We start from the raw sequence: 16,910 nt of genomic DNA on the forward strand, positions 1-16,910 counted from the left end.
GGCCGCGGGCCGCCGCCCGTGCTGCCCGTCCCCCGCCGCAACCGGGGGACGGGAGTTCAGAACCGCGCGTGCGCGGTGATGTCGGCCTCGAACTCGCCGGTCATCGCCGGCGTCACCGTCGGCCGGCACTGCCGGACGGCCTCCAGGTAGTCCCGGGTGGTGGCGCCGAGCTGGGCGGCCGCCGCGCCCCGCGCGCCCACCGCCTCCAGGTCCCGTTCGAAGGACTCCTGGGCCGCGATCCGGGCGGCGTGCTCGATGTCGGCCGGGGTGAACAGCTCGGTCGCCCCGACCAGGGCGTCGACGTCGACGTCCGCGCGGCCGGCCGTGTAGCGGCCCCAGATCGCGGCGCGGGCACCGGCGTCGGGAGTGCCGATGGGGATCAGGTAGTCGAAGCGGCCGGGCCGCAGGAAGGCGGGGTCGAGCGAGCGGATGGAGTTGGTGGCGCACACCAGCAGCCGTTCGTCGCCCTCCCGGAAGCCCGGTATCAGCTTCAGCAGTTCGTTGGTCACGCCGTGGATGCCACCGGGCTGCGCGGGCTCGGTGCGCACCGGTGCGATCTCCTCGACCTCGTCGATGAATACGAGTACCCGCTCCAGCTCCGCGATGCGCGCGAAGGCGTCGCGCAGTGCCGCGGCCAGGTTGCCCTCGTCGGCCAGGCGCGAGGGCAGCAGTTCCACGAAGGGCCAGCCGAGCCGGGAGGCGATGGCCCGGGCGAAGGTGGTCTTCCCGGTGCCGGGCGGCCCGAAGAGGGTGATGGCGCGCGGCGGGCGGACCCCGTGCGAGGCGGCCCGCTCGGGCTCGGCGAGCGGGAGCACCACACGGCGCTCGATGAGGTCCTTCTCCTTCTCCATTCCGGCGACCTTCGACCACAGGTCGTTCGGCAGGAAGCGGCCGCCGAGGTCGTCGAGGAGACCGGCGGCCGGTCCGTGCAGCGGCTCGGTCTTCTCGAAGTAGGCGACGGCCGGCTGCCGGGTGTAGCCGGCGTTGAGGAGGCCCTCGCCGAGCATGTCCTCCTCGGGGAGGACGTAGGCGATGCGGCCGACGCGTGCGGCGATGAGCCGTCGTTCCAGCTCGACGAGGAGGGCGCTGGCCAGGCCGCGGCCGCGCCAGCCGGACGCGATCGCGATCCGCATGACCCAGGCCCGCTCCCCCGTGACGCAGGCGAGGGCCGCGCCGATGGGGACGCCCTGGTGGACGGCGACCACGCAGGGCTGCCGGTCGGTCAGCGCGCCGATGCACTCGGCGAGCGAGAAGACGGACTCCTGGCCCAGTTCGGCCGTGGTGTCGATGAGGTGGACCACCGCTGCGAGATCGCTCTCGCGGTAGTCGTGGATGAGCCAGTTCACCGGGTACCGCCCCTCGTTCGTGCTCCTGCGGCGAGGCTAGGGGCGGCCGGGCCCGTCGCTCGCGCTCCGCACTGCACAACAGCCGGTCGGGAACCCCTCCGTGGCGTCCATAGACTGGTGGCTTCCGCCGAAAGCCCGCCCCGAGGATCCGCGCACCTTCATGACATCCGACATACCCGCGATAGCCGACTCCCCGCTCTCCGTTCGGCGCCGCCGCCACCTCGTGTGGCTGCTCCCGGTCCTGTGGACCGTGGCCCTCGGCCTGTGGGGGCTCTCGCGGCAGGACAGCGTGTGGCGGGACGAGGCGGCGACCTGGCAGGTGGCCGGTCGGCCGGCGGGTGAGATATGGCGGATGCTCGGGAACGTCGACGCCGTGCACGGGCTGTACTACCTGCTGATGCACTGCCTCTTCGAGGTGTTCGGGGCGAACACGGCGACCCTGCGGCTGCCGTCGGTGCTCGCGGTCGCGGGCGCGGCGGCGTGCGTGGCCCTGATCGGGCGGCGGCTGGCCGGCCCGGCGGCGGGCCTCGGCGGCGGGCTGGCCCTCGGCCTGCTCCCGGCCGTGCAGTTCTACCTCCAGGAAGGCCGGCCGTACGCGCTCGTCGCGGCCGGCGCGGGGGTCTCGACCCTGCTGCTGGTGTCCCTGGCGGGGAGCGGGCGCGGTCGGGGGGCGCGGCTGCGGTGGACCGCGTACGGGACGACCGTGCTGGTGTGCGCACTGCTGAACTGGCTGTCGCTGCTGGTCCTGCCCGCGCACGCGGTCACCCTGTGGTGGGTGCGGGCCGGGCGCGGGCTGTGGCTGCGCTGGGCGGCGTACGGCGCGGTGGCGGTGGCGGGGGCGCTGCCGCTGGTGCTGTTCAGCCGGAGCCAGTCGGAGCAGGTGTCGTGGATACCTCCGCTGACCTGGCACATGCTGATCGGTCCGGCGCTGCTTCTGGCGGTCGGGGCGGTCGGGGCCCTGGCGGACCGGCCCGTGCGCGGGCGGCTCTCGCTCGCCGCGGTCGGGCTGCCGCTGCTGGCGGTGCCCCAGCTCTGCCTGGCCGGGCTGTCGCTGGCGCAGCCCCTCTTCCAGGACCGGTACGTGCTGTTCGGCATGGTGGGGCTGGCCCTGCTGATCGGCGCCGGGCTGGGGGCGGCCGTACGGGCCTGCGCGCCCCGCTTCCCGAGGGGCGCGGACCTGCTCGTGCCCGGGGTGGTGGGGGTGGCCGCGCTGGCGCTGCTGCCGGTGGAGCTGGGCAAGCGGGCGCCCGCCAGCCGGATCGACGACGTGCTGGCGGTGGCCTGCGAGGTGTCCGGGCTGAAGCGGGACGGGGTCGCGGTGGTGTTCGTCCCGGCGGCGCGGCGGGACACCGCGCTGGTCTCCCCCGGCGCCTTCACGGGGCTGGCCGATGTGGCCCTGGCCGAGACCCCGGTGGCGTCGGCCACCCTCAAGGGGGAGGAGGCCGCTCCGGACCGGATCCGGGCGGCCCTGCTCGGGCAGCGCCGGGTCCTGCTGGTGACCGACGCGGCGGAGGTGGCGAAGCCGCCCTCGGCGGAACGGGACAGGGCCAAGGCCGCGGTCCTGCGCGAGCACTTCGACGTGGTGGCCGACCGGCAGGTGCGGGGCCGCCGGGTGACGGTGTTCGAGCGCCGCAAGTAGGACGCCGGCGCGGGGCGGTTCGTACGGGAACGGGGCGTCCCGCCCGGCATGCCCCGGGCTTCACACCGGCTTCACGGGCTTTACCGGATTCACAGCGGATTCATACGGAACAGCGCCGTCCGGTCACAGGTTCGGTGGGCAGGGTGAGTTCATGATCCGCCACGTGCTCCCCCGAACGGCCCGGCGCTCCCGTGCGCGGCGGGCATCACGGATCCTGCTCGCGCTCGCCGCGACGACCGCCCTCCTCGGCGTGGGCGTGCCCGGCGACCCTTCCGGGACGCCGCTCGGGCAGACCGTGCGGGCCCTGCCGGACCCGGTGGCCGACCGGGTCGGCGCCCTCTTCGCGGGCGGGCTCGACGGCGGCCACTTCTGCACCGCGGCCGTGGTCCGCAGCGACGACCGCGACGTGATCGCCACCGCGGCCCACTGCCTGGAGAGCCCGTACACGACCGTCTTCGCACCCGGCTACCGGGACGGGGAGGCCCCGTACGGCCTGTGGCGGATCACCGGCGTGCACATCGCGCCCGGCTGGACGGACGGCCAGGACCCGGACGAGGACATCGCCTTCGCGACGGTGGCCCCGGTGGACTCCGGGGAGACCCGTGGCGTCGAGGACCTGGTGGGCGGCTTCCCCGTAGAGCCCGGGCGGTCCGACGACCCGACGGTGACGGTCATCGGCTATCCGCGCACCCTGGACCAGCCGCTGCGCTGCGCCAACGGGACCGCCCTGTTCTCCGCGACGCAGCGACGGATCGAGTGCCCGGACCTCAGCGGCGGCACGAGCGGCAGCCCCTGGCTGGTGGACGGCGCGCTGGCCGGGGTGCTCGGCGGCCACGAGGGCGGCGGCACCGTCCCCGAGGTGTCCTACAGCGCGGTGATGGGCGACCAGGCGGTGGAGCTGTACCGCGAGGCGGCCGACGAGGGCTGACCGGCCGGGCGGCCCTACCGGCCCGCGGGCACCCGTTCCGTCGCGGTCCCCGAACGCTGCGCGGGCAGCCGGTCGAGCTGCGGCCGGGCCGGGGCGGCGGACCGGATGTCCTGGAGGCCGCGCCGCAGGCCGTCACGCAGGACGCGGCCCAGCGGGCGCTCTATCAGCCGGTGGACGAGCCAGGCCAGCACCACCATGGTGGCGGTCACCCCGAGGACGAGCGGTACGGGCGCCACCTCGCGGCGGAAATGGTGGATGAGGGTCAGCCCGGCCATCATGTGGATCAGGTAGAGCGGATAGGTGACCTCCCCGGCGTGCGGGAGCCAGCGCCAGCGGATCCCGTCGAGGGCGCCGAGCGCGATGGCGGCCATCACGGCGAAGCCCAGCGCGATGATCAGGTGGGCGGGCCAGGCGGGCGTCTGCTCGGTGACGGCGCGGCCCAGGTTGGTGATCATCCGGGGGTGCACGTAGTGCTGGGCGAGGAGGAACTGCACGCCGACGACGGCCCACAGGACCGCGTTCGGCCCGAAGCGGCGCATCAGGTGGAAGGCCATGCCCGCGATGAAGTACGGGGAGGCCGACGGGACCGCGAAGAAGGACAGCAGACCGTTGTCCACGGCGGGGGCGACGACGCCCGCGAGGGTCCAGAGCCCGCAGAACAGGACGCAGTTGCGGTAGGTCACGCCGCGCAGCACCACGACGGCGAACAGCAGGTAGAACTTGAGCTCGACGAAGAGCGTCCAGTAGGCGTCGTCGATGTGCGGGACGCCGACCCCGCCCTGGAGCATCGACAGGTTCACCATGACGTCGCTGAGCGAGCCGACCCGGCGCACCTCTGGCCAGGTGAACAGCACCAGTGAGGTGAAGACCACGGCCACCCAGTAGGCGGGGAAGAGCCGGGAGACGCGGGACACAGCAAAGTCGCCGACGCTCCTCCCCCAGGCGCTCATGCATATGACGAAGCCGCTGACCAGGAAGAAGATCTCGACGCCGAGCCAGCCGTACACGGCCATCCCGTGGGCGAGCGGGAAGACGCCCGACGCGGGCTCGCCCCAGGCGCTCTCCAGGGCCGCGTAGTGGTAGAAGAGCACCGAGAACGCGGCGAGCACCCGGACCCCGTCGAGGGCCGCGAGCCGCGGGCCCGGTACGGCGATCGGTGTGCTCTTGACCTGGTGTGTCTCACCGGCGGCGGCTCCCGTGCCCATTCTCGACCGTCCTCACATCGCTATGACGGTCCGATCGGCGCCGTCGGGTCCCGGGAACCCTACACGCGCCTCCGGAGCGCGAGGCACGCAGTCGATCAAGGTCTATTCCGTGATCTCCGCGGGGATCTCGAACCAGGTGGGCTCGTCGCGCAGGGCGCGGTGGATGCGGTCGAGGGCGAAGGACTCCAGCGGCGGCAGCGCGTCCACCTCGAACCACGCCACCTCGAGGGACTCGTTGTCGTTGGCGCGTGCCTCGCCCCCCGTGGCGCGGCAGCGGAAGGTGATGTCCTGGAACTGGCAGACGTCCCCGTTGGGGTAGGTGATGGGTTCGAGCATCTGGACCAGGACGACCCGCTCGGGCACGCACCGCACCGCCGTCTCCTCGTACACCTCGCGCACGGCCGTCTCGGCCGGTTGCTCGCCCGGCTCGGCGATGCCCCCGACGACGGACCAGCGGCCCGTGTCGGTGCGCCGGCCCAGCAGCACGCGGCCCCGGTCGTCGAGGACGATGGCCGTCACCCCCGGCAGCAGGAGCAGCTGGTGACCGGCCGAGGCACGGATCTCGCGGATGAAATCGGGTGTGGTCATCCCCCGACCCTACGAGGCCCGGGGACGGGTGGCCCGGCCGGACGCGGTCACCCGGCGCGCCGGGCCCGGATCCGGCGGACCAGGACCGTTCCGAGGCCGCCTGCGGCGAGGAGCAGCAGGGCGTACTCCGGGAGCGGGCCGAGCACCGTGGCCGGGGTCCGGCCGGAACGCAGCGGGATCTCGGCGACCAGGGCGTCCGCGGTGAACATCTTCGTCTGGGAGACGATGCGGCCGTCGGGGCGGATGACCGCGCTGACGCCGCTGGTGACGGGGACAAGGACGGTGCGGCTGTGCTCGACGGCCCGGATCCGGTCCATGGCGAGCTGCTGGTAGGTCATCTGCGTACGGCCGAAGGTGGCGTTGTTGCTGGGTACGGCGATCACCTGGGCACCGTCGAGGACGGTCGAGCGGACGGCGTCGTCGAAGGCGGCCTCGAAGCAGGTGACCATGCCCACGCCGCTGCCGGCCATGTCGAAGACGCCCGGCTCCTTGCCGGGGCCGAAGTCGCGGCGGACCCGGTCCACGTCGGCGCTGAAGAGGCGGACCACGGACCGCATGGGGATGCGCTCGCCGAAGGGCTGGATCTTGCGCTTGTCGTAGGTCACGGTGGGGCCGGCGACCGGATCCCAGAGGATCATCGTGTTGCGCAGCGGGCCGGTCTCCGGCGCCACGACCGCGCCGATCGCCACGGGGACGCCGATGGCCTTGACGGCCCGGTCGATGACGTCGTGGGCGTCGGGCTCGGCGTAGGGGTCGAGGTCGGAGGAGTTCTCGGGCCAGAGCACGAAGTCGGGCTTGGGGACGCGGCCGGCCTTGACGTCCTCGGCGAGCTGGACGGTCCGCCGGGCGTGGTTGTCGAGGACGGCGCGCCGCTGGGAGTTGAAGTCGAGGCCGAGGCGGGGCACGTTGCCCTGGATGACGGCGGCGACCGCGGTGCCGTCCTCGGCGGCGTCCGAGACCAGTGGCCGGGCGGCGAGCCCGGCGACCACGGGGGCGGCGACCGTGAGGGCGGTCAGCGCGGCGGTGGCGCGGCCCGGGTGGCGGCGGGCGATGCGCAGGGCCTCGTAGAGCCCGAATCCGCAGAGGGCCACGCCGAAGGAGAGCAGCGGGGTGCCGCCGAGGGCGGCGAGCGGGGTGAAGACCCCGTCGGCCTGCCCGAAGGCGAGCTTGCCCCAGGGGAACCCGCCGAACGGCACCCGGGCGCGCAGCGCCTCGCCGGCGACCCAGACGGCGGCGGCGAGGACGGGCCAGGCCCGGAAGCGGCTGACCAGGGCGATGCCCAGCCCGGTGAGTCCGTAGAAGAGGGATTCGAGGGTGGTCAGCGCCAGCCAGGGCACGGGGCCGACCTCCTCGCCGGTCCAGACGAGGAGCGGCAGCAGGAAGCCGAGCCCGGAGAGCGTGCCGAGTCCGAAGCCGGCCCGGGCGCGGCGGCCGTGGAGGCAGCCGGCGAGCAGGGCGAGGGCGAGGGGGGCCAGCCACCACAGGGGACGGGGCGGGAAGCTGAGGTAGAGCAGCACGCCGGACAGTGCGGCGAGCACGGCGCGCAGCAGCGCGGTCGCCCTGCGCCGGCGGGCGGTGGGGGGCGTCCCGGCGGCCTCGGCCGGCCCGTCGGCGGGCCGCGGGGGCGCGTGGTCGGCGGCGGGCTTCACACTGCTGCTCATCTGGCGGAGTGTACGTCCCCGAGCCGCCGGATCCGGTGAGCGCCCCGGCCCCCTGCCCCACCGCGGGACCGTCATGATCCGGCCCGGTCCGGAGGGCCGGCCCTACCGCGCCAGGGCGCGCAGGTGGGTGCGGATGACCCGGACGGCGTTCTCGGCGTCGTCGACGGTGACCGTGAAGAGCTTGCCGTCGCCGAGGGTCAGTGCGAGTCCCTCGCCGCGGCGGACGATCACGGCCGTGCCCTTCTGGGGGCGCCAGCGGTAGCCCCAGCCGCCCCAGTGCTGGGGGGTGATCCGGGGGAGGAAGTCGGCCGCCGTCACCTCGGTGAGGGGGATCGTGCGGCGGGGGACGCCGATGTGCCCGCAGCGCACCATGACGGCCTGGGCGTCGACGGTGACGGAGACGTTCACGAAGGCGAGGGTGCCGTACAGCATGAGCAGGCCGGCGGCGAGGCAGCCGGTCACGGCCATCAGCAGCGGGATGAAGTCGGTGCTCCAGGCGGCGTTGTCGACGGCCAGCTCGACGCCGAGCGCCACGCAGGCCGCACCGGCCGCGGCGAGCAGCCACTGCATGGGGTTGGTGGCCCGGCCCGTCCAGAGCGGACCCGGGGGGTGACCCGTCATACGTAGCAGCGTACCCACGTTCCGCAGGGCCGCCACCGTCCCGCGGCCGGTCGGTGCGGCACCCGGCGGTACGGCGGATGCGGGCGTCGCGGTAGGGGACCGAGCGGGTGCGCAGGGCGTCGCCGAGGCCGAGCCGGTCCAGGGCCGCCTGGGCGGTGGGGTGGATGCCGAAGGCGGTTCCGTAGCGCTCCGGTGCGGTGCGCCGTTCCAGGACCTCCACCTCCACCGTCCAGCCCGCGCGGCGCAGGCCGACGGCCGTGGCAAGGCCTCCGACCCAGGCGCCCACCACGACGGCCGTTCCCGCCGCGCGCCCGCCCGTTCCGGACGCGCTGCCGTTCCCGTGGTCCATGACGACCCCCTTCGTCTCGTCCCGGCTGCACACCGTCCCCCCACCACAGCCGTGGTACGACACCTGCGGTACCACGGCTGTGGTTCAGCTGGCACCGTGAATCAGGACAGGAGGGACCGGCTGCGGGACGCGGCCATCGCCGTACTGGCGGAAGCGGGCGGCCGTGGGCTGACCCACCGGGCCGTCGACGCGGCGGCGGAGGTGCCCACGGGCACCGCCAAGAACGACTTCCCGACCCGTGACGCGCTGCTGCGGGCCGTGGCCGAACGCTGCCTGGAGCAGCACCGGGCCGTGTCCGCCGCGCTGGCGGGCGCGGGGCCCGGGCCCGCCGACGCCGACCAGCTCGCGGCCCTGCTGGCCGGGCTGCTGCGGAACACGGCCGGGCCGGGGCGGCCGCGGGTCCTCGCGATGCTGGAGCTCCAGGCCGAGGGTGCGCGGCGCCCGTGGCTGGCGGCGCTGCTGGACCCGATCGCCGCCGGGGACTTCGCGGCGTACGCGCACCTGCTGCGGGCGGCGGGCCTGCCGAGCGGCCCCGACCGGGCGGGCGCCCTCACCCTCGCCCTGCACGGCGCCGTCCCGCACCTGCTGGCGGGAGCCCCGGCCACCCTGGCCGCCGCGGGCCTGGACGACCTGGACCTGTTCGCCCGCAGGCTGGTGGCCTCCGTGTGCTCCGGAACGGGGCCGGCGTGACCTCCCGGCCGGACCGGGCGGACCGGGCGGTCGGCGCGGTGCTGGGCTCGGCCGCGGGCGACGCGCTGGGCGCCCCGTACGAGTTCGGACCGGCGGGAGCCCTGACCGCGCGCGGCGAGGAGATGCGCGGGGGCGGCGGCTGGGATCCGGGCGAGGCGACCGACGACACGCAGATGGCCGTCCTCGTGGGCGAATCCCTGCTGGAGCACGGCGGGCTCCGGCTCCCCGACGTGTTCGCGCGGTTCCGGCGGTGGGCGGCCGGCGAGCCGAAGGACATCGGCCTGCAGACCGAGGACGTCCTGACGAACGGCTCGCCCTGGGACCTCGCCGCGGCGCTGCACTTCCGGACCAACGGCCGGGCCGCCGGCAACGGTTCCCTGATGCGGGCCTCGACCTCGGCGGTGTACTTCGCCGCCGCGGGCCGGGAGACCACGATGTCCGCCGCGCGGCGGATCGCCGCGCTGACGCACGGCGACCGTGCCGCCTGGGAGGGGACCGCGATCCTGCACGAGCTCGTCCGGGTCGCCCTCGACGGGGACGATCCGCTCGCGGCCCTGCCCGGCGTCCTCGCCGCGGTGCACCCCGGCCACCGGGAGCGCTACGGGCGGATCCTGGCCCCCGACTGGCACCCCGGCCTGGCCACCGAGTTCAACGGGGCGGTGTGGCCCTGCCTGGGATCGGCGGTCTGGGCACTGCGGACCACCGGCGGTTTTGCGGAGGCGGTCCGGGCGGCCGTCGACCTCGGCGGTGACACCGACACGGTCGCGGCCGTGACGGGCACCCTGGCCGGCGCCCGCTACGGGCGGGCTGCGGTCCCCCGGGAGTGGACGGCCCCGCTGCACGTGCCGCTGCCCGGTCACGGGGGCCGGGTCCTGGACGCCGACGACCTGTGCGCGCTCGCTCAGCGGCTCGCGGAGGCCGGTGCCGGGGCGGACACGGAGCCCCCGGAGGCCTGGGAGGGCCGGGAGGGCCCGGACGCCTGAGAGGGCCGGGAAAGCGGAGCGGACCGGGAGGGCAGAGCGGGCCGGGAGAGCCGCGGGGTCGGGGAGGGCTCGTCCGGCCGGAGCTCCAGACGTCGGCCGCGGAAGCCGGCGCGCAGCCGCCTGTCGTGCGTGACGAGGACCAGCGTGCCGCCGAACTGCGCGAGGGCCGCCTCCATTTCCTCCACGACGGCCGGCGCCAGGTGGTTGGTCGGTTCGTCGAGGAGGAGCAGGTCCAGGGGGCGCGTCACGAGCCGGGCCAGCTCCAGCTTGCGGCGCTGGCCGGCCGACAGGGCGCGTACGGGGCGGGTGAGGTCGTCCGGGGCCAGCAGCCCCAGGGCGGCGACCTGCTCGGCGTACTCCTCCCCGAACACCTCGGCGGCCGAGCGGGGTTCGCCCGACCACGGGTCGTCCTGGCGCAGCAGTCCGACGCGCGCCGGGGTGCGCACGGCCCCGCGTACGGGCGGCAGGTGCCCGGCGAGCAGGTGCAACAGGGTGGATTTCCCGGCCCCGTTGGGGCCGGTGACGAGGAGCCGTTCTCCGGGGGCGAGGGTCAGGGTGACCGGTCGGAGCCGTCCCGGCAGGGCGGCGCCGGCCAGTTCGGTCACCCCAGCCGAGCCCTCGGTGAACCGCCCGGTGAAGACGAGCGGCCGCGGGGGCGGCGGGACCGGGTTCCCGTGCAGCCGGTTCAGTCGTTCGCGGGCGGTACGGACACGGCTCGCGGCGCCGTGGGTGCGCGAGCGGGCACGGAAGGCCCCGGCCCCGCTGAAGCCGCGCGGCAGCTTGCGCGGGATCGCGGCGAACCGTCCGATGTTGGTCTCCGCGAGCCGCTCGGCGTCCCGGACCTCGGCCTTCCACTCCTCGTACTCCCGCTCCCGGCGGGCCCGTTCGGCGGCGCGGCCGGTCAGGAAGCCGGCGTAGCCGTTGCCGAAGCGGCGCACCGTACGGCGGTCCTGGTCGACCTCCAGGACGGCGGTCGTGACGCGGTCGAGGAAGAGCCGGTCGTGGGTGACGGCGACGACGGTCCCGCGGTGGGCGCACAGGTGCTCCTCCAGCCAGGCCACGGCCTCGTCGTCGAGGTCGTTGGTGGGCTCGTCGAGCAGGAGGAGCTCCGGCCCGGAGGCCAGGGCGGCCGCGAGGGCGAGCCGTGAACGCTGGCCGCCGGAGAGGGTGCCGAGCCTGCGGTCGCGGTCGATCGGGGTCCGCTCGCCGAGGCGGCGCAGGGTGGTCGCGATCCGGCGCTCGGCGTCGCGCCCGCCGCGCGCCTCGTGGGCGGCGAGGAGGTCGGCGTACGCGGCGAGCCCCTCGGGGCCGGCCAGGTGCAGGGCCGACTCGGCGGCGGCGATGCGGCGTTCGAGGGCCCGCAGGTCCGCGAGGGCCAGGTCGACGGCGTCGCCGACGCGGGCGTCCGGGGGGAGGTCGAGGGTCTGGGCGAGGTGCCCGACGCCGCCGGGTGCGGTGACGGTGACCTCGCCGTGGTCGGGGCGTTCGAGCCCGGCCAGGAGCCGGAGCAGGGTGGATTTCCCGGAGCCGTTGTCGCCGACGACACCGACCCGCTCGCCGGGCCGGACCGTGCAGCTGACCCGGTCCAGGACGACGCGGGTGTCGTAGCTCTTGGTGACCTCGGACAGGACGATGCGGGTGGAGGCGAGTGGAGTGCGCAAGGGCGGTCCCTTCGATGGACGATTTAACGAGACGAACCGTTTCGTCTCGCAACACGGTCGACGATAGACCAGGGCCGGACGGAACGCAAGACGGATCGTCTCGTCAGGGAGTGGAGGCAGGGGCCGGTGGGGCGGAAACGGGTCGGGCGGGGCTCCGGGTCAGCGCGGCGGCATCAGCCTACGGGGGCACCCAGGCCGGCGAGCAGCCTGCCCTCGGCGTAGGCGAGGGCAGCGGCCGGCAGCTCCCCCTCGCGGCCGCTGCGCAGGACGGTCAGCCCGCCCGTGCGCGGCAGACCGGGCTCCGGCGCCACGCCGAGGCGGCGCAGCGCCTGGACGGCGACGGCCTCGGCCGAACCATGGAAGACGAGCCCGGCTCCCCCGGTCCGCGCGGCGAGCGCGGACCGGATCGGGGTCTCGGTGAGCTCGTAGTGGGTGCAGCCCAGCACCACGTCGGTGACGTCGGCCGGGGTCAGCGCGGCGGCCGCGGCGACGGCCGCGCTCACGGCCCCGTCGTCGGCGGCCTCCACCGCGTCGGCGAGGCCGGGGCAGGGCACCTCGGTGACACGGGCCCCGGCGGCGAAGTCGCGGATCAGCCCGCGCTGGTAGGGGCTGCCGGTGGTGGCGGGAGTGGCCCAGATCGCCACGCGGCCCCCGGCGGCCGCGGCGGGCTTGATCGCCGGCACGGTGCCGACGACCGGGATGTCCGGCTCCAGTTCCGCCCGCACGGTGTCCAGGGCGTGCACGGTGGCGGTGTTGCAGGCCACGATGAGGGCGTCCGGACGGCGCGCGGCGGCGGCCCGGGCGACGGCGACGGCCCGCTCGGTGAGGTCGGCGGGGGTCCGCGGACCCCAGGGCATCCCGTCGGGGTCGGAGGACAGGACGAGATCCGCGTCCGGCCGCAGCCGGCGTACCGCCGCGGCTGCCGCGAGGAGGCCGATTCCGGAGTCCATGAGCGCGATCTTCACCGGGCCACCTTAGTCGACCCCACCCGCGCCACGCCGTACGGACGGCCCCACGGCCCCGGCCGACGGCCGGAACCGGCCGAGCATCCCCCACCGCCCCGGACGGCCCGGAACCGCCGCGACCGATGACGAGGCGGGGCGGCGCGGGCCGACTCTGCGCCGCGGACCGACGCGGCCGACCGGGACGGTCCCGGCTCCCGTTCGGCGCGGGCCCGCCCAGGCCACCACAACCCGCACAGGCCGGTCGGCACCCCCCGCCGGGAGGCGACGGCGCACCGGGGGCAGTCGGTGCAGGCCGGTGTGCAACCACCCCGGCCGGCGGCCCGGGCCGCCACAGCCCGCGCAGGCCGGTCGGCATCCCCCGCCGGGAGGCGACGGCGCACCGGGGGCGGTGGGTGCGGGACAGGCCCCCCGGGGCCGGGCACACTGCCGCCATGGGCCTCCTCACCGTCGCCACCGCCGCCGCCTGCACCTCCCTCGCCGCATGGCTCTGGCTCACCCTCGCCCAGGGCATGTTCTGGCGGACCGACGTCCGTCTCCCCCCGCGCACCGCCCCCGCCCACTGGCCGTCCGTCGCGATCGTCGTCCCCGCCCGGGACGAGGCCGCCGTGCTCCCACTGAGCCTGCCCTCGCTGCTCGCCCAGGACTATCCGGGCGCGGCCGGGATCTTCCTCGTCGACGACGGCAGCACCGACGGCACCGGCGCCCTCGCGCTCCGGCTCGCCGCCGAGCAGCCCGGACTGCCCCTGACCGTCCTCTCCGCCGGCGACCCCGACCCCGGCTGGACCGGCAAGCTCTGGGCCCTGCGCCACGGTATCGCGCACGCCCGCACCGCGGGCGACGGCGAGCCCGACTTCCTGCTCCTGACCGACGCCGACATCGCCCACGAGCCCGACAGCCTGCGCGAGCTGGTGTCCGCCGCCACCAGCGCCCGGCTGGACCTCGTCTCGCAGATGGCCCGGCTGCGCGTCGTCGGCTTCTGGGAGCGGCTCGTCGTACCGGCGTTCGTCTACTTCTTCGCGCAGCTCTACCCCTTCCGCCGGATCAACCGGCCGGGCTCGCGGACCGCCGCGGCCGCCGGCGGCTGCGTGCTGCTGCGCACGGAGACGGCCGTCCGGGCGGGGGTCCCCGACTGCATCCGGCAGGCCGTCATCGACGACGTGTCCCTCGCCCGCGCGGTCCGGCGCCAGGGCGGACGGATCTGGCTGGGGCTGGCCGAGCGCGTGGACAGCGTGCGCCCGTACCCCGCGCTCGGGGACCTCTGGCGGATGGTCTCGCGCAGCGCCTACGCCCAACTGCGCCACCGGCCCGCGGTGCTGGCGGGCACGGTCGCCGGTCTGACGCTCGTCTACCTCGTACCGCCGGCGGCCCTGCTGACGGGTCTCGCGTACGGGCACGCCGCCCTCGCGTGGGCGGGCGGCGCGGCATGGCTGCTGATGGCGGGCACCTACCTGCCGATGCTGCGCTACTACGGCCTGCCCCCCGCCCTGGCCCCGCTGCTTCCGCTCACGGCCCTGCTCTACCTCCTGATGACGGTCGATTCGGCCGTCCAGCACCATCGCGGCCGCGGGGCGTCGTGGAAGGGCCGCACCTATGCCCGGCCCAGCGACGCCTGAACCGGCGGCCCCGGACCGGAGCAGACGTCTTCCGAGGTCACCGCATTGTGACGCTGCGTCAGCACGAAGTCGGTGCAACGCACAACCGGTGGGTACGAGTTGCCGCAAGCCGGGGCGGAAGTGACGAAATCGTGCACGTGAACGCCAAGTGAAAGCTGTGGCTCTGACCTGCGAATATGCAGGTCAGGGCGGGGTTGACGGCACCTCGCTATGGACCCGGTGAAGCCGTGGGCTTAACTTATGTCTCATGACCTCCCCCCGCTCCACTTATGGCGGCGGTTACTACTCCGCGCCCTCTTTCCCGGACACCCCCATCTACGACTCCCTCGTCGCCGAACGGGGTACACCGCAGATCGCCCCGATCCGCGTCCCGGCCGCCTACGAGTCCCCGAGCGCGGGTTATTCGAGCGGCGGTTACCTCCCGGCCCTCGCTTCCGCGCTGCCCGCGCTCCCGTCGGCCGCGCCCCAGCAGCAGGCCCCGGCCTACGGCTACCCGTACCAGCAGCAGGCCGCGCCGCAGCCGATGCCGCTGCAGAACGCGCCCGCGCCGTACATCCCGCAGCAGCAGCCGGTGGCCGCGCGCGGCGGGTTCGTCGCGCAGCCCCAGCCCCAGCAGCCCCGCCCGGCCGCCATGGGCACGGGGTACGAGGCCATGCGTCCGGCCGCGCCGCGGCCGATGCAGGTGGCTCCGGTTCCGGCCGCCTCGTACGAGGACCCGTACGGCCGGCCCTACCAGGGGCGCGGCTACTGACGGAAAGGCCCTCGCGCCCGCCGGGAAGGCGCCGGGGCCTGGCAGTATTTCCCCATGTCCAAGTTGCACGTTCAGGCCCTCCACGTCCATCCCGTCAAATCGGTGGCGGGGTTCGCTCCCGACGCGGTGGCCGTGGAGCCCTGGGGGCTGTCCGGTGACCGGCGCTGGGCCCTGATCGACACCGGGGGCACGGTGCTCACCCAGCGCCGCCACGCGCGTCTCGCCCTCGCGGCGGCGCGCCCGGCCGGCGCGGGCCGGATCGCCGTGACGGCTCCGGGCATGGCGGAGCTGGTGGTGGAGGAGCCCGAGCCGGGACCGCTGGAGCCGGTGACCCTGTTCGGGAAGAAGGTCGACACCGTGGTCGCGGCACGGTCCGCGGCCGACTGGTTCAGCGCGTACCTGGGGGAACCGGTACGCCTGGTGCATCTGGACGACCCGGCCGTCCGCCGCCCGGTGGACCCGGACTACGCACTGCCCGGCGAGACGGTGAGCCTCGCCGACGGCTATCCCCTGCTGATCGCCACGCTCGCCTCGCTCGACGCCCTCAACTCCCTGATCGCACAGGGGGATCATCCCGAGGAGGGCCCCCTGCCCATGGACCGGTTCCGCCCCAACGTGGTGGTGTCCGGCGCCGAGGCATGGGCGGAGGACGGCTGGCGGCGCGTCGCGATCGGTGACGCGGTCTTCCGCGGGGCACGGGAATGCGGCCGCTGCGTCGTCACCACGACCGACCAGGCGACGGCGGAGCGCGGCAAGGAACCCCTGAAGACCCTGGCCCGGCACCGGCGGATCGGGAAGTCGCTGGCCTTCGGACGGCTCCTGGTGCCGCTGCGGCTGGGGACCCTGCGGGTCGGCGACGAGGTGCGCGTCCTGGACTGACGGGCCACCGCGACGGACCGCCGACGCGCGGAAATACGGGCCGCAGACGGGCCCGACCGGCGCCGACGGGCGGCGACCGGACGATCGGAATGACACCTTCGGGGGGCTCCGCCCCCGAGCCGGAACCAAGCGGCGTGACCAGGCCGTTGGATCAGGCAGAAGGCAGAGGCACCACAAGAGGGACACCCGCGCCACCGGCCGCACCGGAGCACCTGAGCCCCGGAGCATCGGCGGCGCATCGGGTGCCGCTCGAACCGCACGTCCCGGAATGCGTCCCCGGGGCGGGCGGACGACCACGGACGCGCAAGGCAGACGGAGACTGGCGCAAGTAGGGGGAGCCGGACCGTGCGGACAGCAATGGGTGTGTGGCGGTGGAGGCGCAATCCGCTGCGCAGGCCGACCGATCTCTTCGAGGCATGGGTGGCGTTCACCGCCCTGGTCTGCGTCCTGGTGGTGGCTCCGGCCATCGGCTGGGTTGCGGGCCTGAGCGTGGACGGGACCCTGCAGAGGGCCGCCCGGGAGCAGCGGCAGGAGCGCCATCTCGTTCCCGCGGTGGTGGTCCGGCCCGCCGCCGGGCCGGACGAGCGGCCGGCGGAAGCGCAGGCGCAGGCGGAAGCACAGGAGGAGGTGCAGGACCGGGCGGAGTCGGCCGCGGATCCCGCGGTGCAGCGGAGCTCTCCGCAGCGCACGCAGATCGTGGCCTCGTGGACCGCGCCGGACGGCAGCAGCCACCAGGGCACGGTGCCCGCCGCGGAGGAACCACCCCATCCCGGCGACCGGTTCCGGATATGGACGGACGAGCGGGGGCGCGTGGTGGGGCAGCCGCTCGACCCCGCCGCGGCCTCCTTCCACGCCGGGATGGCGGGCCTGGCCGCCGCGATCAGCGTGGCCGTCCTGGCCGAGACCGTCCGGCGCCTGGTCGTACGACGGCTCATGCATCATCGGTACGTACGCCTGGACCGGGCGTGGGCGGCGGTCGGTCCCGACTGGGGCCGGGCGGATGCGGGCAGCTGACCTGGCGGCCCGGCGGC

General features: G+C 75.3%; 14 protein-coding genes and 2 pseudogenes. 8 read left to right on the forward strand and 8 right to left on the reverse strand.

What is annotated here, in order from left to right:
• Positions 1 to 56 precede the first annotated feature (56 nt).
• Positions 57 to 1,346, reverse strand: a complete 1,290-nt coding sequence (locus tag ACPU2J_RS04210; protein WP_399817671.1) for an ATP-binding protein — start codon at positions 1,344 to 1,346, stop codon at positions 57 to 59.
• A 160-nt stretch (positions 1,347 to 1,506) separates the two neighbouring features.
• Between ACPU2J_RS04210 and ACPU2J_RS04215 the strand changes: the two genes are divergently transcribed.
• Together ACPU2J_RS04215 and ACPU2J_RS04220 are read left to right on the forward strand one after the other, a co-directional pair.
• The gene (locus tag ACPU2J_RS04215; protein WP_423832785.1) at positions 1,507 to 2,985 is read left to right on the forward strand and encodes a glycosyltransferase family 39 protein; all 1,479 of its coding nucleotides are present in this window, start codon (positions 1,507 to 1,509) and stop codon (positions 2,983 to 2,985) included.
• A 163-nt stretch (positions 2,986 to 3,148) separates the two neighbouring features.
• Positions 3,149 to 3,913 carry a trypsin-like serine peptidase gene (locus tag ACPU2J_RS04220; RefSeq protein WP_420081677.1) on the forward strand — a complete coding sequence of 255 codons (765 nt, stop codon included), beginning with the start codon at positions 3,149 to 3,151 and terminating at the stop codon, positions 3,911 to 3,913.
• A 14-nt stretch (positions 3,914 to 3,927) separates the two neighbouring features.
• Here ACPU2J_RS04220 and ACPU2J_RS04225 read toward each other — a convergent pair whose 3' ends face one another.
• The 5 genes and pseudogenes from ACPU2J_RS04225 to ACPU2J_RS04245 all read right to left on the reverse strand — a co-directional run.
• Positions 3,928 to 5,118, reverse strand: coding sequence for an acyltransferase family protein (locus ACPU2J_RS04225; RefSeq protein ID WP_423832786.1), 1,191 nt, complete (start codon positions 5,116 to 5,118; stop codon positions 3,928 to 3,930).
• A 102-nt stretch (positions 5,119 to 5,220) separates the two neighbouring features.
• On the reverse strand, positions 5,221 to 5,706 hold the full coding sequence (locus ACPU2J_RS04230) for an NUDIX hydrolase (RefSeq protein WP_365073362.1): 486 nt from the start codon (positions 5,704 to 5,706) through the stop codon (positions 5,221 to 5,223).
• Positions 5,707 to 5,753: 47 nt separating this feature from the next.
• Entirely contained in the window at positions 5,754 to 7,367 is a 1,614-nt protein-coding gene (gene lnt / locus ACPU2J_RS04235) for an apolipoprotein N-acyltransferase (protein WP_399311082.1), read from the reverse strand.
• Positions 7,368 to 7,469: 102 nt separating this feature from the next.
• Positions 7,470 to 7,988, reverse strand: a complete 519-nt coding sequence (locus tag ACPU2J_RS04240; protein WP_365073368.1) for a hypothetical protein — start codon at positions 7,986 to 7,988, stop codon at positions 7,470 to 7,472.
• Positions 7,989 to 8,049: 61 nt separating this feature from the next.
• Positions 8,050 to 8,337, reverse strand: a pseudogene (locus ACPU2J_RS04245) (FAD-dependent oxidoreductase); the annotation flags it as partial.
• A gap of 96 nt (positions 8,338 to 8,433) precedes the next feature.
• Between ACPU2J_RS04245 and ACPU2J_RS04250 the strand changes: the two are divergent.
• Both ACPU2J_RS04250 and ACPU2J_RS04255 read left to right on the forward strand, forming a co-directional pair.
• A complete protein-coding gene (locus tag ACPU2J_RS04250; RefSeq protein WP_423832787.1) occupies positions 8,434 to 9,027 on the forward strand; it encodes a TetR/AcrR family transcriptional regulator in 594 nt (197 codons plus the stop codon).
• Positions 9,024 to 10,010: an ADP-ribosylglycohydrolase family protein gene (locus ACPU2J_RS04255; RefSeq protein ID WP_423832788.1), complete on the forward strand. Its 987-nt coding sequence runs from the start codon at positions 9,024 to 9,026 to the stop codon at positions 10,008 to 10,010. Before ACPU2J_RS04250 ends, ACPU2J_RS04255 begins: the two co-directional genes overlap by 4 nt.
• An 80-nt stretch (positions 10,011 to 10,090) precedes the next feature.
• Here ACPU2J_RS04255 and ACPU2J_RS04260 read toward each other — a convergent pair.
• Positions 10,091 to 11,671 (reverse strand): annotated as a pseudogene (locus ACPU2J_RS04260) (ABC-F family ATP-binding cassette domain-containing protein); the annotation flags it as partial.
• A gap of 173 nt (positions 11,672 to 11,844) precedes the next feature.
• Positions 11,845 to 12,636 (reverse strand): glutamate racemase, encoded by a 792-nt coding sequence (locus ACPU2J_RS04265; RefSeq protein WP_423832789.1) that lies wholly within the window; start codon positions 12,634 to 12,636, stop codon positions 11,845 to 11,847.
• 431 nt (positions 12,637 to 13,067) lie between these two features.
• On the opposite strand from ACPU2J_RS04265, the gene ACPU2J_RS04270 reads away from it, so the two are divergent.
• The 4 genes from ACPU2J_RS04270 to ACPU2J_RS04285 all read left to right on the forward strand — a co-directional run bounded on the left by ACPU2J_RS04270 (position 13,068) and on the right by ACPU2J_RS04285 (position 16,893).
• The gene (locus ACPU2J_RS04270) at positions 13,068 to 14,249 is read left to right on the forward strand and encodes a glycosyltransferase (RefSeq protein ID WP_423832790.1); all 1,182 of its coding nucleotides are present in this window, start codon (positions 13,068 to 13,070) and stop codon (positions 14,247 to 14,249) included.
• Between the two features lie 247 nt (positions 14,250 to 14,496).
• On the forward strand, positions 14,497 to 15,000 hold the full coding sequence (locus tag ACPU2J_RS04275) for a DUF6643 family protein (RefSeq protein ID WP_399817648.1): 504 nt from the start codon (positions 14,497 to 14,499) through the stop codon (positions 14,998 to 15,000).
• 54 nt (positions 15,001 to 15,054) lie between these two features.
• Positions 15,055 to 15,879 (forward strand): MOSC domain-containing protein, encoded by an 825-nt coding sequence (locus tag ACPU2J_RS04280; protein ID WP_423832791.1) that lies wholly within the window; start codon positions 15,055 to 15,057, stop codon positions 15,877 to 15,879.
• Between the two features lie 345 nt (positions 15,880 to 16,224).
• Positions 16,225 to 16,893: an Rv1733c family protein gene (locus ACPU2J_RS04285; RefSeq protein WP_423832792.1), complete on the forward strand. Its 669-nt coding sequence runs from the start codon at positions 16,225 to 16,227 to the stop codon at positions 16,891 to 16,893.
• Positions 16,894 to 16,910 lie beyond the last annotated feature (17 nt).

This window comes from Streptomyces manipurensis, from assembly GCF_049570255.1.
In the GTDB taxonomy this organism is placed as follows: domain Bacteria; phylum Actinomycetota; class Actinomycetes; order Streptomycetales; family Streptomycetaceae; genus Streptomyces; species Streptomyces manipurensis.